The 22,778-nt window shown below is 74.4% G+C and carries 13 protein-coding genes and 1 tRNA gene; 9 read left to right on the top strand and 5 right to left on the bottom strand.

The window, feature by feature from the left end:
• Positions 1-27: 27 nt before the first annotated feature.
• A tRNA-Val gene (locus ACGFI1_RS36200) sits at positions 28-102 on the top strand.
• A gap of 1,144 nt (positions 103-1,246) precedes the next feature.
• Here ACGFI1_RS36200 and ACGFI1_RS36195 read toward each other — a convergent pair.
• On the bottom strand, positions 1,247-1,483 hold the full coding sequence (locus ACGFI1_RS36195) for a MafI family immunity protein (protein ID WP_387077813.1): 237 nt from the start codon (positions 1,481-1,483) through the stop codon (positions 1,247-1,249).
• Positions 1,484-2,137: 654 nt separating this feature from the next.
• Positions 2,138-2,821 carry a DUF899 domain-containing protein gene (locus ACGFI1_RS36190; protein ID WP_364550798.1) on the bottom strand — a complete coding sequence of 228 codons (684 nt, stop codon included), beginning with the start codon at positions 2,819-2,821 and terminating at the stop codon, positions 2,138-2,140.
• A gap of 95 nt (positions 2,822-2,916) precedes the next feature.
• Here ACGFI1_RS36190 and ACGFI1_RS36185 point away from each other — a divergent pair, with 95 nt between their 5' ends.
• Positions 2,917-3,309, top strand: coding sequence for a VOC family protein (locus ACGFI1_RS36185; RefSeq protein ID WP_392791889.1), 393 nt, complete (start codon positions 2,917-2,919; stop codon positions 3,307-3,309).
• Positions 3,310-3,355: 46 nt separating this feature from the next.
• Here ACGFI1_RS36185 and ACGFI1_RS36180 read toward each other — a convergent pair whose 3' ends face one another.
• Positions 3,356-4,729 (bottom strand): alpha/beta hydrolase family protein, encoded by a 1,374-nt coding sequence (locus tag ACGFI1_RS36180; protein ID WP_392791886.1) that lies wholly within the window; start codon positions 4,727-4,729, stop codon positions 3,356-3,358.
• Between the two features lie 63 nt (positions 4,730-4,792).
• On the opposite strand from ACGFI1_RS36180, the gene ACGFI1_RS36175 reads away from it, so the two are divergent.
• Complete coding sequence (locus ACGFI1_RS36175) at positions 4,793-5,734, top strand: ArsR/SmtB family transcription factor (protein WP_392791883.1); 942 nt, start codon at positions 4,793-4,795, stop codon at positions 5,732-5,734.
• A gap of 60 nt (positions 5,735-5,794) precedes the next feature.
• Here ACGFI1_RS36175 and ACGFI1_RS36170 read toward each other — a convergent pair whose 3' ends face one another.
• A complete protein-coding gene (locus ACGFI1_RS36170; RefSeq protein ID WP_386871235.1) occupies positions 5,795-6,859 on the bottom strand; it encodes a right-handed parallel beta-helix repeat-containing protein in 1,065 nt (354 codons plus the stop codon).
• Positions 6,860-7,196: 337 nt separating this feature from the next.
• Between ACGFI1_RS36170 and glnII the strand changes: the two genes are divergently transcribed.
• Positions 7,197-8,210 carry a glutamine synthetase gene (gene glnII, locus ACGFI1_RS36165; RefSeq protein WP_138636514.1) on the top strand — a complete coding sequence of 338 codons (1,014 nt, stop codon included), beginning with the start codon at positions 7,197-7,199 and terminating at the stop codon, positions 8,208-8,210.
• A 217-nt stretch (positions 8,211-8,427) separates the two neighbouring features.
• Positions 8,428-9,051 carry a hypothetical protein gene (locus ACGFI1_RS36160; RefSeq protein ID WP_301177699.1) on the top strand — a complete coding sequence of 208 codons (624 nt, stop codon included), beginning with the start codon at positions 8,428-8,430 and terminating at the stop codon, positions 9,049-9,051.
• Positions 9,052-9,077: 26 nt separating this feature from the next.
• Here the strand turns inward: ACGFI1_RS36160 and ACGFI1_RS36155 are convergent, their stop codons facing one another.
• On the bottom strand, positions 9,078-9,893 hold the full coding sequence (locus ACGFI1_RS36155; protein ID WP_386871238.1) for a hypothetical protein: 816 nt from the start codon (positions 9,891-9,893) through the stop codon (positions 9,078-9,080).
• Between the two features lie 342 nt (positions 9,894-10,235).
• Between ACGFI1_RS36155 and ACGFI1_RS36150 the strand changes: the two genes are divergently transcribed.
• From ACGFI1_RS36150 to ACGFI1_RS36135, 4 genes are all read left to right on the top strand, one after another.
• Positions 10,236-11,288 carry an alpha/beta fold hydrolase gene (locus tag ACGFI1_RS36150; RefSeq protein ID WP_392791881.1) on the top strand — a complete coding sequence of 351 codons (1,053 nt, stop codon included), beginning with the start codon at positions 10,236-10,238 and terminating at the stop codon, positions 11,286-11,288.
• A gap of 217 nt (positions 11,289-11,505) precedes the next feature.
• Entirely contained in the window at positions 11,506-17,304 is a 5,799-nt protein-coding gene (locus ACGFI1_RS36145; RefSeq protein ID WP_392791879.1) for a beta-ketoacyl synthase N-terminal-like domain-containing protein, read from the top strand.
• Positions 17,301-21,533 (top strand): beta-ketoacyl synthase N-terminal-like domain-containing protein, encoded by a 4,233-nt coding sequence (locus ACGFI1_RS36140; protein ID WP_392791876.1) that lies wholly within the window; start codon positions 17,301-17,303, stop codon positions 21,531-21,533. Before ACGFI1_RS36145 ends, ACGFI1_RS36140 begins: the two co-directional genes overlap by 4 nt.
• Complete coding sequence (locus ACGFI1_RS36135) at positions 21,530-22,759, top strand: glycosyltransferase (RefSeq protein ID WP_392791874.1); 1,230 nt, start codon at positions 21,530-21,532, stop codon at positions 22,757-22,759. Before ACGFI1_RS36140 ends, ACGFI1_RS36135 begins: the two co-directional genes overlap by 4 nt.
• The last annotated feature ends 19 nt before the right edge of the window (positions 22,760-22,778 follow it).

Genomic DNA, 22,778 nt, shown 5'->3' with positions numbered 1-22,778 from the left:
GAACCGGGTACGCTTTCCCGGCAACACGGGCGCGTAGCTCAGGGGTAGAGCACTCGCCTTACAAGCGAGGAGTCGGCGGTTCGAAACCGTCCGCGCCCACCAGCGAAAAGACCCTGTTCCCGACCATGGGAACAGGGTCTCCGTGCCATTAGCGTGCCATCAGCCGACGAGCGCGAGCGCCCCGGCCACCCCATCGTCATCCGGGTCCGGTCGCGGTCTCGCCCCACTTGGCAGCGGACCGGGAGTTCGCCCGCAGCAGGGCGCCACCGCGCTTGCCAGTGAAGATCAGCGCATCAGGCTCAGCGCCGGTGAAGTTGCCGAGCTACCGCCGCGGGTCCGGGATGATCGCTTGGGAGACCGCCGCCGCGCGGAGGCCAACCCCGGTCTTGGACGGCTCGATGATCAGTTCGCCGGTGTCCAACTCGACTTGCCCTTGCCGAACGGTGACCCTCCCGGCGTTGAGGTGGCGGCGTTGCTCGGGCCGCTGCGCGCCCCCGCGCCATGCTGCCCAGAGCGTGCGGCGTGGGCGCCGGTCACCGGCCGGCCGCTCCGACCCGCGCATCGCGAAGCCGCCGCTCCGTTCGCCAGGTGCCGGCGGTCACCGGGTCGCGCCGCCGCTCAGCGACGTTCCATCATCCGGCCACGTCCGAAAGACTGCACCCGTGGACGAAGCTGGGGATCTCCGAGCCGAACGAGACGCGCTCCGGCGAGAGCTGACTGAACTGCGCGCCGGACTGTGTCACTCGCTCGGGAAGTACCGAACCGTGGGGCCCGGTCCCCAAGGCTTGACCAGCAAGGCGGTGTTGAGCGACCGTGAGATCTTCGACGAGATCCGGCGGCTACGGCAGATAGCGGAACAGCACGCCTCCGGCGGGGGCCTCTGACTCCGGGAAGCCCCGGCGTGTTCGTGACGGCCGTTGGTGTGCGGGGGGGAAGCTCAGGCGGGGAAGCGGTGTGCGTGCCACGTTTAGGGCGGCTCCGTGCCACTTGTGTGCCACATCGGAGCGCCGGAGCTGTGAGGCGCGGCAGGGCAGGACCTTGATCAGCCTGTGTGATCACGCCGCGAGTCCGTGCCATTAGCGTGCCATTAGGTCTGTGGATGGCGCGCGCATGCCGTCCTCGGGGCTCGAACGAGCTTGTCCGGGGACAGCCCACGTCAGAGGTGTTGTCGCTTGGGCCGCTGCGTGGGCGCCCATTCTGAGGCGTCCGCCGGCTCCGCTCGCCGGTCGTTATGGGTGCTGCGCCGCTACGAGTGGTGGCCAAGGCTTCGCTCGACGCGGGCAAGTACGTCGGTACCCAGCTCACTGGCGAGGGCTGTCACCTCTGCCCGCTCAGCTGCAGCGAGCGGCTGGTCTTCCTCCGCCAGCCAGTCCGCAACTGATTCGATCACCAGTCCGTACTCGGCATGCGCAAGGAACTCCGTGCCCCAACGGACTTGGTCATCAGTCAGCCGATCCGCCACCAGATGCAACAGCGCAGCCATGCGCGTCTCCCATGTACGAACGGCTATGTGGTCCTCATGCCTGCGGTACAAGCCCATGAGACATCCCTATCGGCCTTACACGCCACCGCCAACTGGGCCCATGTGCGTCGGCGGTTGAGTTGGAGGGATGCGCGGCCCACAGTTGCGTGTGCCACTGGCGAGCGTGTGATCCGTGGGGCGTGGCAGGTTGGGAGCGTGATCAAACTGGGTGATCGGGGGGTGCGGGCCATATGCGTGCAACGCGGGTCAGGGTGTTTGGGTTTGTGGGTGGTTGGGGTTTTTGGGTGTTAGGGCCAGGGGTCCTGGGTGGGGGATTCTGTTGTTGCTTGGTGTTCCTGGGCCTTGGTGACGCATTGGGGGCAGACTGGCTCGTCGGTTGACCTGGCTACGGCTTCGGGGGTCGCCGGGCGTAGGGTGCCCACCACCGTCATGCCCGGTGGCATGCCGGTTTCCGGGTCTATGAGGATCGTCGGGACGCTCCGGGGGTCGTACTCGAAGGACCGTTTGCATGCCACGCATGTGCCTGTTGTTGACGGTTCCTTCTCGACCATCCGGTTGGCCTCCGGTTCGGCTGTGCGGGGTTGGTGTTTGCCAGCAGTTCATCACCTTCTTGTTCCGCTGGCACGCATCGCCTCCGGTGCGGCCTGGGACGGGTCAGGTGGTCGGGCCGTAGGTGGCGGCGATTGTTTCGGAGCTCGGCCAGCGGCTGTAGGTCGGGGACTGCGGCCAGCCTTCGGGGGAGTCCTGCCATTCCTCCTGGCGGCCGTACGGGAGGAGGTCGATCAGGGCGAAGGTGTGGCTCAGTTGCTCCGTGCCTCGGCCGTTGGTGTGCCAGGTGCGGTAGACGGTGTCGCCGTCGCGTAGGAAGACGTTGACGGCGAAGCCGCCGGCGGGTGGTGCGCCTACGTCGGTGCCGAAGGGGCTGTCCGCGGTGGAGTACCAGGTCATCTTGTTCCCGGTGCGCTCCTTGTAGGCGAGGGCATCGTTGATGGGGCCCTGGGTGACGATGACGAACCTGGCGTCGTAGGCGTCCAGGAACTCCAGGCGGGTGAACTGCGAGGTGAAGCCGGTGCAGCCCGGGCACTGCCAGGTCTCGCCGGGGAACCACATGTGGTTGTAGACGATCAGCTGGGACTTGCCTTCGAAGATGTCGGCCAGGCTCACCGGGCCCTTCTCGCCTTCCAGGGTGTAGTCGGGCATCTCGACCATCGGCATCCGGCGGCGCTGGGCGGCGATCGCGTCGAGTTCGCGGGTCGCGGCCTTCTCACGGGCGCGCAGCTCGTCGAGGTGGCGTTGCCAGGTGGCGGCGTCGACGACGGGCGGTAGTGCGGCGGTCATGGGCTCCTCCGAGGTTCGCGGTTCGTGGTCTGTAGGTGTGGACCACGCTCGTTCGGCGAACTCATCGCCGGGCCGTCGATCGGTACTGTCGGCGGGTGCGGATCGAGCTGATCACGATCGTTGTGGACGACTATGACCAGGCCATCGAGTTCTTCACCCGTGCGCTGGGGTTCGAGCTCGTTGAGGACTCGCCGGCGGTGACCAATGACGGGCGGGCCAAGCGGTGGGTCGTGGTGCGGCCGCCCGGAGGTGGGAGCGGGGTCTTGCTGGCTCAGGCGGACGGGGAGCGGCAGGCGCGTGTCGTCGGTGACCAGGTTGCCGGGCGGGTGGGGTTCTTCCTGCGGGTGGACGATTTCGACGCCGCGTATGAGCGTATGGCGGCTGCCGGGGTCGAGTTCGTCGGTTCGCCGCGGAGCGAGGAGTACGGGCGGGTCGTGGTGTTTCTTGATGTTGCCGGGAATCGGTGGGATCTGCTCGGACCCAGGTGAAGACCCCCTGTTCCGTGGGGAACAGGGGGTCATGCCCCCGCAGTGGCTATCGGAGGTAGGGGGACGGGTGGTGGCGGGTGAAGGACGGGGCCGACGGGTGCATGCCCGGTTCCGGGTCCGCGTCGAAGACCGTTTGGGTGGCGGACGGCAGTTTGGCTGCTGCGTCGTTGAGCGCCGTGGGGCGGGTTGTGGGCCAGTGGCCCGTGTTCATGCGGGTCAGGAGGGTTTGGAGGGCCGTTATCTCTTCGGACGCGGTGAAGGTGCAGTGGTAGCCGCGGTCCACGTAGAGCTGCTTCAGGTTGGCCGGGTTGCCGGCTCGGTGCACCTGGGTGGCGTACCGGCGCTGGTTCTCCGGTGGGACGCTGCCGTCCTGTGTTGAGTGCAGGGTGACCACCGGCCAGGGCGTCCGGCCGGTGGGGGTGCCATAGCGGTCCAGGTAGCGGACGGCGGCGGGGTCGGCTTTGACGCGCGGGCCCGCGTTCAGGCGGGCGAGGTCCTTGCCGAGGCTCAGGCCCGCCTCGCGGTACGCCTTCTTTACCAGGGCCTTCTGGGACGAGCGGGCGAGGAGCGCGCGGTAGTCCACGCCGGTGTTCCAGGACGGGTTGCCGCCCGCCCGCGCCTCGATGTCCGTGCGGTTGAGGCCCCAGAACGCGCCCCGGTCATAGGCGGAGTAGTAGTACTGCTGCTCGATCTGGCCTGTGGTCGTCTCCGGGGCGGGGGCCCGGGAGGTGTAGCGGCCGGGGACGTCGGCTAGGGCGGCGGAGAGGGCCAGGCGGGCACGGCCCGCGGGGGTGTTCAGCGCGGAGGTAAGGGCGCCTCGGGCATTGGACGTGTTCGCCTGCGGGTCCTTGATGTGGACCAGGTCCAGGTTCGGCGCCAGGAGCGTCTTGATGGCGTAGTTCGCGTCCAGGGCGCTGTTGAAGTGGCCCGTGGTGCCGCCGACTACGCCGCAGAGGGACGCGACGCCGGTGAAGCGGCCGGGGTTGCGTTCCGCCAGGAGGATCGAGGTCAGGCCACCGGCGGACGCGCCTGCGGAGATGGTGCGTTTGGGTTTGCCCACGTTTCTGGTGAACCAGTTGAGGAGGGCCATCTGGTCCTTCAGGCCGGACTCGACTACGCCCCAGCCTTGTGCCGTCCGGTACTGGGAGGCCGCCAGGGCGTAGCCCTGGTCGAGCAGCCACTGCTCCGTGGCCGGGTGGTTCGTGAGCGCGATCTCCGATGGGGGCGGGAACTCCAGGCTGTACGCGCCGTGGCTCCACAGCAGCAGTGTCCCGTTCCAGTGGCTCGGGACCTCGACGCGGTAGGGGACGCCGTCGATGTCGCCCTGCCGGACGTCGGCGTGCGCCGACGGGGTGGCGGTGACCAGGGCGGCCAGGAGCATGAAAGGGGCGGTGCGGCAGAACACGCGGAGTCCGTTCATGGGCGCACCTTCCACGAGGCGCCGACCCGGGCGCAATGATTTCGGAAATGGCTAAAATGTCGCATGCTGCGGCTCTGGCTCGACTATGAGGACCTTGTTCGGGTCCGCGTCACTCCCGGCCTTTCGCCGGTCGCCCAGACCGTTCTCGGCGCCCAGGCCCTGCGCTCGCGGCGGCGCCCGGGGCTCACCGGCTCGTCGCGCCTGCTGCTCGACATGGTGCCGCCCGGACGCTGGGTCCCCGACTTCCTCACGCCGTACACGGACGTGCCGGGGCTCGAATCGGAGCTCGACGCCGTCGCCTCGACGCCCGTCCGGCGGATCCGTGCCGAGCTGGAGCGGTCGTGCGGTCCGCGTCCGGCGTCGTGGGTGCGCCGTCTTGCCGCGGGGGAGCGGGAGGCGATGCGGACGCTGGTCTGCGGGCTGCGTGACCTGCATCGGGTCGCGCTCGCGGAGCAATGGGCCGAGCTGAGCGCCCACCTGCGCGCCGAAGCGGCGGGGCATGCCCGGACGATGGCCCGCGACGGGATCGGCGGCCTGTTGGGGAGTCTGCATCCCGGTGTCCGCTGGTCGTCGCCGGTGCTGGAGGTCGAGACGCTGCTCGAGGGGGACGTCCGCTTGCAGGGGCGGGGGCTGCTGCTCATCCCGTCGCCGTTCGTCACGGGGCCGCGCGTCATGGTCGGCGGGGACGGTCCGGCGGCCGTGGTGGTCCCGGCGGCGCCGCCGGCCGGCGGGACGGGCCTCGACCCGCTGCCGCAGGTGTTCGGGCGGACGCGCGCGGCCGTGCTCCGGTCGGTCGCGGACGGGGAGGTCACGACGGGTGCGCTGGCCGCCCGGCTCGGAGTCAGCGCGGCGTCGGCGTCCCAGCACGCGACGGCTCTGCGCGGCGCCGGGCTCATCACCAGCGAGCGCCGGGGCAAGACGGTGCACCACGCGCTGACGCCGCTCGGGGAGCGCGTCCTGCGGGGCGGCTCCCCGTGGCCGGCCGCGCGGGGGCCGTCCCGATGACCCCGGGATCCGAAGAAGACCCCGGGCAGGGACGGGGTCTTCTTCGGGCCGGCGGTCAGGTCAGCAGAGGCCCCGCGGGTTCGAGGTGCGGCACTTGTTGTCGCGGAAGCGGTTGGTCTTGCTGCCGCTCCTGTCGACCAGGTCGAACGGCCGGTTGCCGAAGGCGCGGTTCGCCTCGATCAGGTTGAACCGGGCGGGACGGGCGAAGCCGTGCTCTGGGGCGATGCCCGGGAAGAGGACGATGCCGCCGGAGTAGGGCAGCCTGCCCCGGTTGTCCTTCACGAAGTTCTTCGCGATGGTGTTGCGCTCGCCGCCGAAGAGCAGGATGCCGGTGCCGCCCAGCGGCGGGACGGGGCCGTGCCCGGCGCAGGACCGGTTGTTCTCGACGACCTTGTTGTCCGAGACGTTGTTGTGGCCCTGGCCGCCCGGCTGGCCGTCGTCGACCAGCGCGACGCCGACGCAGTTGCGGGTGGCGTCGTTGTCGCGGACCGTGACGTGGTGGGCGTGCCGGACCAGCACGCCCAGGGTGTTGCCGGACGTGTGGTTGTGGGCGACCTCGGTCCCGCGCGCGTCGGCGATGTCGCCGACGTACAGGCCGGCGTCCTCGTCGTTGTCGATGGCCCAGTTCCAGACGAACTCGCCGCGGGTGGAGCGGAACTCCGCGATGCCGTACTCGCCGTTGTTCCTGGCGAGGACGGCGAGCACCGTCAGGTGGTCGGTGTACATGCCGTGCACGCCGTTGCCCTTGAAGTCGCGCACCGTCAGGTTGCGGATCGTCACGTCCTTGACGGGGTACTTCGCCCGGCCGATCACGCAGATCCCCATGCCGGGGGCCTTGGCCTTGGCGCAGTTGTCGTGGCGGCCCGGGCGCAGGATCGTCTTGTTGCCCTCCCCTCGGATGGTGAGGCGCTTGGTGACGAGGACGCCGCCCTCGTAGTAGCCCGCCTTGAGCTGGATGGTGTCGCCGGGCCGGGCGCGGTCGACGGCCTTCTGGATCGAGTGACCGGGCGGCACGATGTGCGTGCGCCCGGTGGTACGGCCGTCCGCCTGGCCGGCCGCCGCCGGCGAGGCGAGCCCCGCCAGCACCACGGCCGTACCGAGCGAGGCCGCGAATATTTGCCTCATCCCTTTTTCTCCCGTTCTGTTTTCCTTGTTAAGGAATGCGTCACGGCGTGTTCCGGGACGGCATTCCTCGATCATCTTCGAACGGACGGCGTAATCCGCGGATGGGAGACGGGTAAACAGTCGGCGGGCTTTGCGGCAAACCGTCGGCCGGTACGAAACGGGAGAATCGGCGCGCGCGCCGACGGGGGCGGGGCCGCGGGCGGGTGTGACGAAGGTCTCGGCAGGTCACGATGGCGTGTTACATGCCGTTCACAAACGGGCAACAGGTGTGAAATGCCCGGTTGGCACGTTTCTAGGGCCGAACCCGTGAGGCCAGGCGGAGACGAAGGGACCGACGTTGAGCTACAAGGCCGAGTACATCTGGATCGACGGCACCGAGCCGACCGCGCGGCTGCGGTCGAAGACGAGGATCCTCGCCGACGGAGCCGAACTGCCGGACTGGGGGTTCGACGGGTCCAGCACCAACCAGGCCCCCGGCGACCACTCGGACTGCGTGCTGAAGCCGGTCTTCTCCTGCCCGGACCCCATCCGCGGCGGCGACAGCATCCTCGTCCTCTGCGAGGTCTACCTCGTGGACGGGACGCCCCACGAGACCAACACGCGGGCCAAGCTGCGCCCGATCGCCGAGCAGTACGCGGCGCAGGACTCCTGGTACGGGATCGAGCAGGAGTACACCTTCTTCAAGGACGGCCGCCCGCTGGGCTTCCCCGAGCGCGGCTACCCGGCCCCGCAGGGCTTCTACTACTGCGGCGTGGGCTCCGACGAGGTGTTCGGCCGCGACATCGTCGAGCGGCACATGGACGCGTGCCTGGCCGCCGGCCTGAAGATCTCCGGGATCAACGCGGAGGTCATGCCGGGCCAGTGGGAGTTCCAGATCGGCCCGGCCGGGCCCCTCGAGGTCGGCGACCACATGTGGATCGCCCGGTGGCTGCTGTACCGCATCGCCGAGGACTTCGACGTGTCCGCGACCCTCGACCCGAAGCCGGTGGAGGGCGACTGGAACGGCGCCGGCGCGCACACGAACTTCTCGACCAAGGCCATGCGCGAGGGCTACGACGCGATCATCACGGCGTGCGAGGCGCTCGCCGAGAAGGCGGACGAGCACGTCGCGAACTACGGCGCCGACATCGAGCGCCGGCTCACCGGGATGCACGAGACGGCCGCGTGGAGCACGTTCAGCTACGGCGTGTCGGACCGCGGCGCCTCGGTGCGCATCCCGTGGCAGGTCGAGGTGGACAAGAAGGGCTACATCGAGGACCGCCGTCCGAACGCCAACGTCGACCCGTACGTGGTGGCCCGGCTGATCACCGGCACCTGCTGCGCGGCGCTGGAGAAGGCCGGCCAGGTCTGATCGGACGGGCGGCGGCCCGATCCGAAGAAACGGCGATCCCCCGGGCGGTGCGCCCGGGGGATCGCCGTTTTCTTGGCCGAGGATTGCCGTTTCCGCGGGCGGGCCGCCGTTTCGCGGTGGCGGCCTCGTGACCAAACATCTGCAAATTGTGGCTCTTGGGGGCGTTCCCCCCTCGGTGCCGGGTAGCACGACTACGTTCGCACCCGGGGGAGGGAACATGCCCGACTCGCCATCGGGGCGGTACTCCGGCGGCCTGCCCGGCAGGAGCACCGGACGCCCCGCGCCACGGCCCTGGGAACGGTCGTTCCGGTGCCCCTCGACGGCGCGCCGCCGCCCGCCGGAGGCGCCGCCGCGGCGGTACGAGGACTTCGTCGCCCTGCACGAGGAGATCGACTCCGGGCCGCCGCTGCGCCCGCTGTGGTGGACGGGGATCTCCGCGTCCCTGGTCGGCGGCGGCCTCGCGTTCGCGGCGGTGATGGCGCTGCGCGCGATGTTCGGCGTGGAGGTCCCCGTGTTCGCGGGCGAGCACACCCCGGCGGCGCCGGCCGCGACCAGCTACGCGCTGTGCGCGGCGGCGGCGACGGTCCAGGCGACCGCGCTGATGCACCTGCTCCTCGCGACGGCGGCGCGTCCCGTGCGGGCGTTCGCGTGCATCGGGGCGATCGCCGTCGTCGTGCTGACGATCCTGCCGCTGACGATGCGGGGCCCGCTGGACGCGGCGCTCGCCACCGCCGGACTCAACCTGGTCGGCGGGGCGTCCGTGGTCGTGCTGCTGTCGGCGGTGGTGGGGGCCGCCCGGCAGTTCCCCTGGGACAGCCCGTTCAAGCGCGGCCGGCGGTGACGTTCCGGCGCGGCCGGCGGTGATCGTCAGTCGACGGTGATCGTCAGCGGGCCGGGCGCGGCCGAGGACGCCACCCGCACATGGCGCAGCCGCCGCCACACGCGCACCTCCACCGGATCCCCTGCGGCGAGCAGCCGCAGCTCGCGGTGCATCCCGGAGAAGCCGAGGCACAGCGAGACGTCCCAGGCCCCGCGCGGCAGCGGGTCGTCGACGAAAGCGCGCGACACCGGCACCGCGGCGGTGTAGGAGAGCCTGCCGGGACGCTCCTCCAGCAGGGCGATGACCTCGAACGTGCGGTCCGAGCGCCGCTCGGACAGGACCAGCGTCGCCGAGACCGGCATGCTGATCTCGCGGAGGCCGAGGTGCCCGGCGACGACGATCTCCCGGCGCACGGCGTTCCAGCGCGTCAGGTCGGCGCGGGCCGACCCGGCGGCGTGCGGGCGGCCGCCGACGTCGACCGCGAGGGCGCCCGCGCGGTCGAAGTAGGCGATGACGGCGGCGGATCCGGGCAGGAAAAGCCGCCGCGGCGAGGCGTCCAGCCCCGGGGCGTGGCGCAGCGGGAGCACGGCGTGCTCCGCCGGGCCGCCGACCGCCAGGCGCACCTCCCAGAGCCCGCCGGGCAGCGGGTCGCCGTTCGTGATCGACGCGACGTCCACCCGGGCCTCGAAGGCGACGGCGCCGTCGCGGGCCGCGGCGGCGGCCGGCACCCGCACCACCCCGCCCTCCTCGCGGTCGCGCAGCACCAGCTCGATCTCGGGGACGGGGCCGCCGGGCCCGAGCAGGCCCGCGAGGTGCAGCACCGACCCCGCCCAGCCGACCTCCGTCAGGTGCGGTTCCGGCATCGCCACTCCCCGCCTCGTCCGTCCTCGGCGCCGTTCCCCCTACCCGTCCCCCGGATGGCGCGGCCGAACCGGCGGGACGGGCGCGGGGGCGGCCCGCACGGGGTCCGGGCCGCCACCCGCCACCACGGACGGTGACCGTCATTGTCCGCGATGTCGCCGCGCCGGGCGAGATTCTCACGCGGCCACCTCCGGCCCCCGGTGTCAAGCCGAATTCACGCAGGATTAACAGCCCGATGTTCTCGGTACGGGGTGACCAGTGTAGAAATGGCAGGGACGGGAGGGGGCCGCCTTGGGTCAAAGCGTTCCGGCCGGCATCGTCGAATGCGGATGGACAATGACGAAATGATCTTTTCCCCGCGAGGTCTGCGCGACGCGACGTCCAATGCCCTGCGGCTGGCGGTGGCCGGGCGGGTCGCCGATCTGCGCCCGATGCCGGCGGAGACCGTCGACGACGGGCCGGGCCGGACGGTGTCCCGGTACCGGCCGCCGGAAGGGGTGGTGCCGGCCGGGCCGCCGGTGCTGCTCGTCCCGCCGCCGGCCGCGCCGGCGCGCTGCTTCGACCTGCGCCGCGGGTGCAGCCTCGCCGAGCACGTCGTCCGCGCGGGCCGCCTCAGCTACCTGCTCGATCACGGGACGGCCCTGTCCGGTGACGCTGACCTGGGCGTTCAAGGGTGGGTCCGGGACGTGCTGCCGGGCGCGGTCCGGGCGGTGAGCCGGGACGCGGGCGGCCAGCCGGTGCAGATCGTCGGCTGGTGCCTGGGCGGGACCCTCGCCCTGCTGGCCGCCGCCGACGACCCCGCGCTGCCGATCGCGTCGGTCGCGGCCGTCGCCGCGCCGGTGGACGCGGGCGCGGCGCGGCTCGCCGAGCGGTGCGCCGAGGAGTGCGCCGCGCCGCCGGGGAACCGGGGCTTCCGGGCGGCCGGCCTGGACCACTACCTGCTCCGCCAATTCAGCGTGCTGACCCACCTCGACAATGCCGATTTCCTCGCGCAGATCGAGGCGATGGATCATTTCCGGCATGTGGCGATCGCCCATCCGGGCGGCGCCGCACGGCGCATTTACCGGTCCCTTCTCGGAGAGGGCGCGCTGCCGCGCGGCGGCGTGCCGATCGGCGGCCGGCGGGTGGATCTCGGCCGGGTCGGCGTGCCGGTGCTGGCCGTCGCGGGGCGCGGCGACCACGCCGCGCCGGTCCGGGGCGTCCGGTCCCTCGCGGGCCTGCTGGGCGGGGCGCCGCAGGTGCGGGTCGAGGTCGCGCCCGGCGGCCACCTCGGCGTGCTGACCGGCCGGGAGGCCAGGACGACGACCTGGCGGCACCTCGACCGGTGGCTCGACGAGGGCATCGTCCGGCACGGGATCCGCGCGCCGCGCGCCGCCCGCACCGCGCTCACCGTCTGACCCCTCCCCGCGGGCCGTCCGGGCGGAACCATCGCCCGATCGTGCGCATCGCGGGTCTTCCGCACGCCAAGGGACGTTCCAATCTCCTTTGCGGCGGCGCCATCAACACGCCCTCGGGTGTGTCGTCTTGGTGATCGAACTGTCGCCGACCGTAATGTGGCGCACCGTTGTGGCGGCAGAAGGACGTCGGGGGGCACTGCATGTCGGGGGGCACTGCATGACGTCAGACACGGGCGAATACGGCGCGGCGCGGGGAGAACGGGCACCCGTGGAGATCATCGGGGTCGCCCCGTCGAGCCGTCCCGCACCCCATCTCGCCGTGGCCGTGGCGCGCGCGGGCGGGACGGGCGTCCTGGCCCTCGGCCACGACCGGGCGCCCGCGCTCGCCGCGCTGGCCGACGTCCGCCGCTGGTGGACGGGCCCGTTCGGCGTCCGCGTCCCGGCGGGGTGCGGGGTGCGCCCGGCCGACGTCCCGGCCGAGGCGGGCACGGTCGTCACCGGCGCCGCCGCGCTGCGGTCGGACGACTGGCTCGACATCGCCGGGTTCGCCCGCGGCCGCCGCCTGCTGATCGAGGTCGCGGACCCGGCGGAGGCCGCCGAGGCCGTCCGCGTCGGCCGCGGCCTGACCGACCAGGTCGGGGTCATCGCGCGGGACGCCGGGCACGCCGCCGGGCCGTCCCTGTTCATCCTGTTGCAGCGGCTGCTGGCCGACTCCGACGCCGGAGTCCCCGTCTTCGCCGGGGGCGGCCTCGGACCGCACGCGGCAGCCGCGGCGGTCGCCGGAGGCGCGGCAGGCGTCGTCCTCGACGAGCAGTTCGCGCTCGTCCGCGAGATGGACCTGACCGGCCCCGCCCCCGCCGGTGTCGCCCGTCCGGCCGTGGAGCTCGCGGGCCGGCACAAGACGGCCGGGGGAGTGGTCCAGGCCGTCCGGGCGGAGATCGTCCGGCACATCCGGGCCGCCGTCCGCGCCGAGCCGCTGGCGCCGCGCCCCGAACCGGTCGCCGTGCAGGGGCCGATGGCGCAGGTCAGCGACGTGTCGGCGTTCGCGGGCGCGGTCGCGCAGGACGGCGGCCTGCCGTTCCTCGCGCTCGGCCCGCTGGACGGCGCGCGGGCGCGGGCGCTGCTCCGCGAGACCGCCGACCGGCTCGGCGGCCGGCCCTGGGGCGCCGGCGTGCTGGAGGGCGCGCCGCCGGAACTGCGCGCCGAGCAGCTCGCCGCGATCGGCGACGCCCGCCCCCCGTACGCGATCATCGGCGGCGGGAGCCCGGCGGAGGCCGCCGCGCTGGAGGCCGCGGGGACCGCCGCGTACCTGCCCGTCCCGTCGCCCGAGCCGCTCGGCCGGCTCCTCGGCGAGGGCGTGCGCCGGTTCGTCTTCGCTGGGAGCGAGTGCGGCGGCCAGACCGGCCCGCTCACGAGCCTGGAGCTGTGGGACGCGCAGGTGGCGCGGCTGCTGGCGTTCGCCCGCGACGGCGGCGACGCCGCGGAGCTGTCGGTGATGTTCGCGGGCGGCGTGCACGACGCGCGGTCCGCCGCGATGGCCGCCGCGCTCGCCGGTCCGCTGGCCGAGCGCGGCGCCGACGTCCGCGTCCTGATGGGCACCGCGTACCTGTTCACGCCGGAGGCGGTCGCGGCGGGCGCGATCCTGCCCGGCTACCACGACGTGGCGCTGGCCTGCACGGAGACCGTCCTGCTGGAGACCGCCCCCGGGCAGACGGCCCGCTGCGCCCGCACCCCCTACATCGAGACGTTCGAGCAGACCCGCCGCGAGCTGGAGCAGGCCGGGACGCCGCCGCAGGAGGTGCGGCGCCGCCTGGAGAAGCTGAACCTCGGCCGGCTGCACCTCGCCAGCCGGGGCCTGCGGCTCGACACCCCCGTCGGCGCCGACCGGCAGCGGGAGGAGGGCCTGTACGCGATGGGGCAGGCGGCCGCGATGCGGTTCGCCCCGGTCGGGATCGCCGCCCTGCACGAACAGGTCACGACCGGTGCGACGGACCTCCTGGCGGCGCGGGCCGCCGACCTCGGCATCGGGCCGCGCGACACCGCCCGGGCCGCGCCGCGCCCGGCCGACATCGCGGTCATCGGCATCGGCTGCGTCTTCCCCGGCGCCCCCGACGCCGACCGGTACTGGGCGAACGTCGTCGCCGGCGCCGCGCAGGCCGGGGACGGGACGCCGTCGAAGTGGGGCGGGCTCGTCCCCGACATCCCGTTCGACGCGGACGCCCACGGCATCGCCCCCGGCGAGATCGGCGGCATCGACCCGATGCACCTGCTGTCGGTGGAGGTCGCCGCCCGCGCGCTGCGGGACGCCGGCTACGCCGACCGCCCGTTCGACCGCCCCCGGACCTCGGTGTTCTTCGCAGCCGAGGGCGGCGGCGACCTCGCCGCGGGCTACGCGCTCCGCGCGACCCTCCCGTCCTACCTCGGCGAACTCCCGCCCGGACTGGACGAGCAGCTCCCGCGCCCGGCGGGGGAGACCCTCGACGGCGTCCGCACCGGCGCCGTCGCCGGGTGGATCGCCGGCCGCCTCGGCCTCGGCGGGACGGCCTGCGCCATCGGGGCGACGTCCCTCGCGGCCCTCGACGCCGCCTGCAAGGACCTCGCCGCCGGCTCCAGCGCCATGGTGCTGTGCGGCGGCGCCGACCTGCGCGACGGCGTCCTCGACCGGCTGCTGCCCGCGTCCGGGGACGACGGGGACGGCGTCGTGCTCGGCGAGGGCGTCGCGTGCGTCGTCCTCAAGCGCCTCGCCGACGCCGAACGCGACGGCGACCGGATCTACGCGGTGGTCAAGTCCGTCGCCGGGGCCGGCGGCCGGCGCCGGGCCATGGACCGCGCCTACGAGCGCGCGGGCGTCGCCCGGTCGTCCGTCGGGCAGGTCGCGCTCGGGTCGGTCTCCGCACAGATCGGGCACACCAGGTGCGCCGCCGGCCTCGCCGGGCTCATCAAGACCGCGTACGCGCTGCACACCGGCGTGCTGCCCGGAGACGGCGGGGCCCGGCCGTGGGCGGTCCGCCCCGGCGAGCGGTTCGCCGGGGTGAGCGGCTCCGGGTTCGGCGGCGCGCACTTCCACGCCGTCCTCGCGGGCTACGAGGGCGCCCCCGAACCGGTGTCGGGCCTCGCCGAATGGCCCGCCGAGCTGTTCCTGATCCGGGGTGACGACGACGCCGCCGCGCGCGCCGCCGCCGACCGGCTGGCGCGCCTGGCCGAGGGAGCGCCCCGGATGCGCGACCTCGCCCGCACCGCCGCCTCCCTCGACGGCCCGGTCCGGGCGGCCTTCGTCGCCACCGGACCGGACGACCTGCGCGCCAAGCTCGCGCTCGCCGCGGAACTGCGCCCGGCGCCGGGCATCCGCGTCGCGGCCGGGGAGCCGGGCCAGGTCGCGTTCCTGTTCCCCGACGCGGACGACACGGACGCGCCGGCGGCGGCCGCCGACCTCTCCGTCGCCTTCCCCCGGCTCCAGCGCCTGCTGCGCCTCGCCGGCGGGGACACGGGGGCGGCCGTCGCCGGACTCGCCGTCCACCGGCTGCTGACCGCCGTCGGCGTCCACCCCGACCTCGCCGCCGGGCAGGGCCGCGGCGAACTCGCCGCGCTCTGCGCCGCCGGCGCCATCGACGACACCGACATGGTCGAGATCGGCGCGGACCCGTCCCGCGGCGGCCTCCTCGGCCGCGACCTGCGCTCCCCGGCGTTCCCCGTCTGGGCCGCCGCGACCGGCCGCCCCTACGAGACGGAGCCGTCCGAACTGGCGGCGGTGCCGTCCCCGCCCGTCCCCGCCGCCGCGCGGATCGAGGCGATGTACGACGCGGGCGCCCGGACCTTCGTGGCGACCGGACGCGCCCTCGCCGACCTCGTCGGCACCACCCTCGGCGACCGTCCGCACACCGCGTTGAGCTGCGCCGTCCCCGGCGAGAACGGCCTGGTGACGCTGCTGCGCGCGCTCGCCGAACTGGCCGCCGCCGGCGTCCCGGTCGACCCGCTGCCGCTGTTCGCCGGCCGCGGCGCCTGCCTCCTCACCTGCGTGCCCGCCGCGCCCGGCTGGATCGTCGGCGGTCACTCCGTCCGCACCGCCGACGGCGACCACCCGGAGGGCGCCCTCCGCCCGCCCCGGCGCGTCTCGGGCCTCGCCCGGGACGACTCCGCGGTGCTGGAGTACCTGCGCACGAGCCGGGAGATCCTCGCCGCCCAAAGGGACGTCGTCCTGCGCCACCTGACGGCCCCCGTCCCAGCATCCCGCCCGGCCCCGGCCGACGACACACCGGCCCGCCCCAGGACCAGCGCACACGTCCGCACAGCCGCCCTATCCGGCAGCCCCACCACCCCACCACCACCCCGCCCCAACACAGCGCTTCCGGATGCGCCCGCGCCCTCACCCGCACCTGTGACGTCGTCCGCGCCTTCAGTTCAGCTGGACGCGTCGCCGCCTGTGCCTGGAGTGTTGGATCGGCCTGAGGCAGCGCTGCCGGATGCCGCCGCGTCCTCTCCTGCGTCTGGGACGTGGTCCGCGCCGACACCTCGGGCGGACGCGTCGCCGCCTGGGCCTGGGGTGTCGACTTGGCCTGAGGCAGCGCCGCCAGATGAGGTTGTGTCCTCGCCTGCGTCTGTGTCGCCGTCCGCGCCTTCAGCTCAGCCGGACGTGGCGCCGCCTGGGCCTGGGGTGTCGGCTTGGCCTGATGCTTCGCCGTTGGATGCGGCTGCGTCCTCGCCTGCGGCTGGGGCGGCCGATGTGGGGGTGCCGCGGATGCGGCGGGTGGACACGCAGGTGTGGCCGCGGCCCGGTGGGCGGGTCGCTCGGCAGGTGGTGCGGAGCGTGCCGCGGGTCGTGGATCTCGATCCGCTGCCGGCGCCGCCCGACTCGGGGACGGTCTTCGCCGGGCGGCGGTTCCTCCTGGTGGACGACGGCTGCGGCATCGCCCTCGAACTGGGCGACCTGCTCGAACGCCACGGAGCGGAAGTGCGGACGCCGACGGACGTCGACGGGCCCTGCGACGGGCTGGTCCATCTGGCGGCGCTCCGGCCGGGGGCGGCGAGCGTGCTGCCCGGAGGGTTCGCGGGGATTCAGCGGGCCCTGGACGGCGGGCTGCGGTGGCTCGTCCTCGCGAGCGGGGCCGGGGGGACGTTCGGGCACCGGTTCCGGGGCGGCGGCGTCGGTGACCCGGCGCCCGGTGCGGGGCTGCGCGGTCTTGCCCGGACGGTCGCCGAGGAGCATCCCGAGGCGCTCGTGCGGGCCGTCGACATGGACACCAAGGAGACGCCGCGGGCGATCGCCCAGCGCATCATGGCGGAGCTGCTGGCCGCGGAGGCGCCGGTCGTGGTGGGGCACGAGAACGGTCTGCGGCACGGGCTGGAACTGCTGCCGGCGGAGCCGCTCGGAGAGGGCCCGGCGTTGAGCCTCGGGCGGGACGGGGTCGTCCTGCTGACGGGGGCCGAGCATGAGGTCACCGTGTGCGTGGCCCGGGAGCTGGCCCGGACGAGCGGCTGCCACATCGAGCTGGCCGGCGGCGCGGCGGAGGAGAACCTGCGGCTGGGCGACCTGCGCGAGCTTGCGGCGTCCGTCCGGTACCACGCGGTGGACGACCCGCAGGCCCTCGGGAGGGTCGTCGAGGACGTCTACCTCACCCATCGGCGCCTGGACGGTGTGGTCCACGGCGCCGCGCTGACCGGGGCGGCCGATTCGCCGGAGCGGGCCTACCAGGTGAAGGTGGACGGTGCGGTGGCGCTCGTCCAGGCGGTGCGGCCGGACCTCGGGTTCCTCGCCGTCCTGTGCGGCCTCGCCGGGCTGACCGGCGAGCGCGGCCGGGCCGGGGACGCGGCGGCGGACGACGCGTGGGGCACGCTCGCGCACGTGTGGCGCGCGCGGCTGCGGGGGCGGGTGCTCGCCGCCTCCCTCGGGCCGTGGGCGGTGGACGGCGCGGAGCCGTGCGGCGTCCCGCTGGATCCGGACGCCGGCGCGGCGGCGCTGCTGCGCGAGATCGCGCACGGGGACGAGACGCACGTGGTGCTGACCGGGGACGACTGGTGAGCGAGGACCGGGTGCCGATCGCGATCGTCGGCGCGGGGGCGGTGTTCCCCGGCGCCGGGTCGGCCGCGGAGCTGTGGCGCAACGTGCTGGCCGGGTTCGACGCGATCACCGAGGTGCCGCCCGGCCGCTGGGACCCCGCGCTCTACTACGACCCGGACGCCTACGCCCGCGCCCCGGAGAGCGACCGGTTCTACTGCCGGCGCGGCGGGTTCGTCGACGACGTGGCCACCTTCGACCCGGCCCGGTTCGGGATCGCGCCGGCGGCGGTGCCGGGCATGGAGCCCGACCAGCTGCTCGCGCTGCGCACCGCCGGGGACGCGATCGCGGACGCGGGCGGCGGCGACCGGCTGCCCGACCGGTCCCGGATCGGCGTGGTCGTCGGGCGCGGCGGCTACCTCGCGCCGGGCGCGGTCCGGCACGACCAGCGGGTCAGGACGTCCCACCAGGTCGCCGGGATCCTCGCCGAGCTGGTGCCCGAGCTCGGGCGGCCGCGGCTGGAGGAGATCCGCCGCGCGTTCTGCGACCGGCTCGGCCCGGACGGGCCGGACGCGTCCGCCGGGCTGGTGCCGAGCCTCGCCGCGTCCCGCATCGCCGCCTCCTTCGACCTGCGCGGCCCGGCGTACACCTTGGACGCGGCGTGCGCGTCGGCGCTGCTGGCGATCGAGCACGCCGTGCGGGCGCTGCGCAGCGGGCAGGCCGACGCGATGCTGGCCGGGGCCGTCCACCACGCGCATCACGCCGCCGTGTGGAGCGTCTTCAACCGGCTGCGCGCGCTGAGCCCGAGCGAGACGATCCGCCCGTTCGACCGGTCCGCCGACGGGACGCTGCTCGCCGAGGGCACCGGGATGGTGCTGCTCAAGCGGCTCCCCGACGCCGAGCGGGACGGCGACCGGATCCACGCCGTCATCCTCGGCGCCGGGTCCTCCAGCGACGGCCGCGCCGCCGGGGGCATGAGCCCGCTGGTGGACGGGCAGGTCCTCGCGGTCGAGCGCGCCTGGCGGGACGCGGGCCTGGACCCGGCGGAGCCCGGCGCGGTCGGGCTCGTCGAGGCGCACGGCACCGGGTCCCCGGCGGGCGACGAGGCGGAGCTCGCGACGCTGCGCCGCGTGCTCGGCGCGGACGGCCCGCCGATCGGCCTCGGCACCGTCAAGTCGATGATCGGGCACGCGATGCCCGCCGCCGGGATCGCCGGGCTGATCAAGGCGGCGTTCGCGCTGCGCGACGGGGTGCTGCCGCCGACGCTGCACGCGGACGACCCGCATCCGGCGCTGGCGGACGGCCGGCTCCGGCTCGTCCGGGAGGCCGCCGAGTGGGAGCGGCGCGGCGGGCCGCGCCGGGCCGTGGTGAACGCGTTCGGGTTCGGCGGCGTCAACGCGCACCTGGTGCTGCAGGAGCCGCCGCCGACCGCCCCGCGGCGGGCCCGGCGGCGGACGGTCGCCGCGCCCGGCGACGGCGAGGCGGTGCTGCGCCTCGCCGCGCGGACCCCCGAGGAACTGGCCGAGGCGCTGGACGTCGCCGACGAGGACCTCCTCGCGCGGACCTCCGACGACGTCCCCGACCTGCCGTGCCGGCTCGCGATCGTCGGCCCGACACCGCGCAGGCTCGACCTGGCGCGCGCCGTCGTCCAGCGCGGGACGGCCTGGCGGGGCCGCAGCGACGTGTGGTTCTCCCCGCGGCCGCTGCTCGCCGAGGGCGGGCGGCTGGCGTTCCTGTTCCCCGGCTTCGAGCCCGCCTTCGACCCGCGCGTGGACGACGTCGCCGAGCACTTCGGCATCCCGTCCCCCGAGCTGACCGGCCGCGCCGACCTGCTCGGCCGCGCCGCCGACGCCATGGCCGTCGGGCGGCTGCTGGCCGCCGCGCTCGCCGAGCTCGGCGTCGAACCGGACGTCGTCGCGGGGCACGGTCTCGGCGAGTGGGCGGCGATGGCCGCCGCCGGGATGTGCGACGCGGGCGCGCTCGTCCGCGACCTCGACGGCACCGGCGAGGCCGACGCCGTGTACGCGGTGCTCGGGTGCGGGGCGGCGCAGGCGGAGGAGGCCGCGGCCGCCGTGTCCGGGGTCTTCGTCAGCCACGACAACTGCCCGCACCAGTCGGTGGTCTGCGGCCCGGAGGCGGCGGTCCGCGAGGTCCTCGGGCGGCTCGCGTCCGAGGGCGTGCTCGGGCAGGAGCTGCCGTTCCGGGCGGGGTTCCACACGCCGCTGGCGGAGGCGTCGGAGAAGCAGGTGCGGCATTCGCTGGAGGGCCTGGAGATCCGCGCGCCGCGCGTCCCGCTGTGGTCGGGGTGCACGGCGGCGCCGTTCCCGGGCGCGCCGGAGGAGGTCCGCGACCTCGCCGTCCGGCACCTGCGCGAACCCGTCCGGTTCAGCGCGCTGATCGAGGAGCTGTACGCGACAGCGCACGTGCGGGCGTTCGTCCAGGTCGGGCCCGGCGGGCTGCCGGGGTTCGTCGCCGACCGGCTCGGCGACCGCGAGCACCTGGCGATGGCCGTCAACGTGCCGAAGCGGGACGGGATGGCGCAGCTGCGCCGCGTCGTCGCCGCGCTGTGGGCGGAGGGCTACGGCGCGTCCCCGCCGCCCGCGCCCGCCACCGGCATGCGGCTCGACCTCGGTACGCCGCTGGTCAGGCTGGACGGGGCGGTGGAGCCGATCCGCCCGGCGCCGGGCGTGCCCGCGCTCCCGGCCGACGACCCCGTGCTGGCGGAGCTGGAGGCGCTGCTCAACGACGCGGCGACCGGGGCGCAGTCGGTCCTGGAGGCGCTCGGCGCCGGACCGTCGTCGCCGGTCGCGTCGGGCGAGGCGTCCCCGGCGGGCGCCGAGCTGAGCGTCTCCCGGGTCTTCTCCGTCGAGGCGATGCCGTTCCTGGCCGACCACTGCCTGGTCGCGCAGGCGCCCGGCTGGCCGGAGATGTCGGACCGGCTGCCCGTCGTCCCGCTGGCGACGCTGGCGGAGGCGATGGCGGGTGCCGCGCGCGAGCTGCTGCCCGACATGGTCGTCGTCGGGTTCGAGAACGTCCGCTCCATCCGGTGGGTCGTCGCCGCGCCGCCGACGACGGCCGACATCCGCGCCTACCTCGTCGACGACGGCGACCGCGTGCGCAGGGTGAAGGTCGACATCCCCGGCTACGCGGACGGGACGGTCCTGCTCGCCGAGCACTACCCGCTGCCGCCCGTCCCGGACCGCACGCCGCTCACCATCGAGGGGCCGCCCATCGTCACCGCCGAGCGGCTGTACGAGGAACGCTGGATGTTCCAGGGCCCGCACTACCGCGGCATCAGCGAGATCACGGCTCTGGCAGAGGACGGTGTGCACGCCGTCCTGACCGCACTGCCCACGCCGGGTGCGCTCCTGGACAGCGCCGGGCAGCTCTGCGCCCACTGGATCCAGGTGTACGGCGACACCAACCAGACGGTGTTCCCGGTGGGGATCGAACGGGTCCTGCTGTACGGGCCCCTGCCGTCCCCTGGGGAACGCCTGGAGACGACCATCTGGAACCAGTCCCTCACCGACACGACGATGCGCTGCTCGGCGGAGATGCTCCACGAGAACGGCACGGTGTGGGCACGCATCGACGGATGGACCACCCACCGCTTCTACACCGACGAAGCCCTCTGGCGGATGAAGTTCACCCCGGAGGTGTCGGGGACGGGGGAGCCCCAACCGGGCGGCTGGACCGTGGCACGCAAACGCTGGGACGGCACCGCGTCCCGCGACCTCCTCATGCGCCAGTACCTCGGCGCGGTGGAGCGCGCCGAGTACGACGCCCTCCCGCCGGTCGCGCAGGGTCCGTGGCTGCTCGGACGCATCGCCGCCAAGGACGCCGTCAGGGACCACCTGTGGCGCAACGGCCACGGGCCCCTGTTCCCCGCCGAACTGACCGTGCACGAAGGGCCGACCGTGACCGGCCCCTTCGAGGAACCCCTGACCGTCTCGATCGCCTCGTCCGCCGAACTGGGCGTCGCCCTGGTACGGCCCGGCCGCGACCAGGCCGGCATCGGGCTCGCCGTCAACGAGAACAACGCGCGGGTACGCGCCGCCAAGCAGGCGGTGCTCCAGTCGATGAACGCGGCGGCGGACGGCTCCGAACTCGTCGTGACCGTCGCGGACGCCGAACGGCTCCTCATCGCCGCCGGCGGAACGGTCAGCACAGTGCAGACACGCGAACTCGACGGGCACGTCGTCGCCTGGACGACCGCGTCCGGCGGACCCGACATGGAGGAGAGCCGAGCATGACCCAGCGCCGCGCGAGCGCCCGCCGCGTCCAGGTCCCGTCCATCCTCGGAGACCCGGGCATCCAGCGGGCGCGCACACCCGAGCGCCGCTTCCTGTTCGCGATGCCGCCGCTGGCGGGCCACATCGCCCCGGCGGCGGCGGTCGCCGCCGAACTCGGCCGCCGCGGCCACAAGGTCGCCTGGGCGGGCCACCGCCCGACCCTGGAGGCCCTGCTGCGGCCCGGCTCCCGGATCTTCTCCGCCGCCGGCGACGACTGCGCGGCGATGCGGGACCGGTGGCTGGAGCGGCGCGGCCTCGACGCCCTCCGCCTGCTGTGGGACGACTTCCTCGTCCCGCTCGGCGATGCGATGATGCCGGGCGTCGAGCAGGCCGCCGACCGCTTCCGCCCGGACGCGGTGGTCGCCGACCAGTTCGTCCTGGCCGCGCCGGTCGCGGCCCGGCACCGCGAGCTCCCGTGGGCGACCCTCGCGGCCTCGCCCGCCGAGTTCACCCGCCCGCTCGCCGCGCTGCCGGAGGCCGAGGAGGAGGTCCGCGACCGCATCGGCGACTTCCAGCTCGACCACGGCATCGACGACCTCATCGACCTGCGCTTCTCCGACCACCTCACGCTGGTGTTCGCCACCTCCGCGCTCGTCGGCGACACCTCGTTCTTCCCGGACCACTTCGCGTTCGTCGGCCCCGCGCCGGGACGCTCCGCGCCGTGCGCGTTCCCGTGGGAGTGGCTGGACGGCCGGCCCGCCGTCCTCGTCTCGCTGGGACGGATCGCCGGGCCGTCCGCGACCGGGTTCCTGCGGGCCGCCGCCGAGGCCGTCCGCGGCATGGACGTCCAGGCGGTCGTCGAGGCGGCGCCGGGCAGCGTGCCCGAACCGCCGCCGAACGTGCTCGTCCGCGAGCGGGTGCCGCGCGGCAAGCTCCTCGAACGGCTCTCCGCCGTCGTCTGCCACGGCGGGCACGCGACGGTGTGCGCGTCGCTCGCGCACGGCCTCCCGCTGGTGGTGGCGCCGGTGCGGGGAGACCAGCCCGTCATCGCGAGCCGGGTGGAGGCCGCCGGCGCGGGCGTCACCGTCGGTTTCGAGGACGCCCGTCCCGAGGAGCTGCGCGCGGCGCTCGCGGCCGTGCTGGCGGACGGCGGTCCGCACCGCGCCGCCGCCGAGGCCGCCCGCGAGACCTTCGCCGCCGCCGGAGGCGCCGCCGCCGCGGCCGACCGGCTGGAGAAGCTCACCTGACCGACTGTGGACGGGGCGG

The organism is Actinomadura geliboluensis, assembly GCF_043197915.1.
In the GTDB taxonomy this organism is placed as follows: domain Bacteria; phylum Actinomycetota; class Actinomycetes; order Streptosporangiales; family Streptosporangiaceae; genus Spirillospora; species Spirillospora geliboluensis.
The sequence above is the reverse complement of the archived record's forward strand: the minus strand, read 5'-3'. Positions and strand labels throughout refer to the sequence as shown.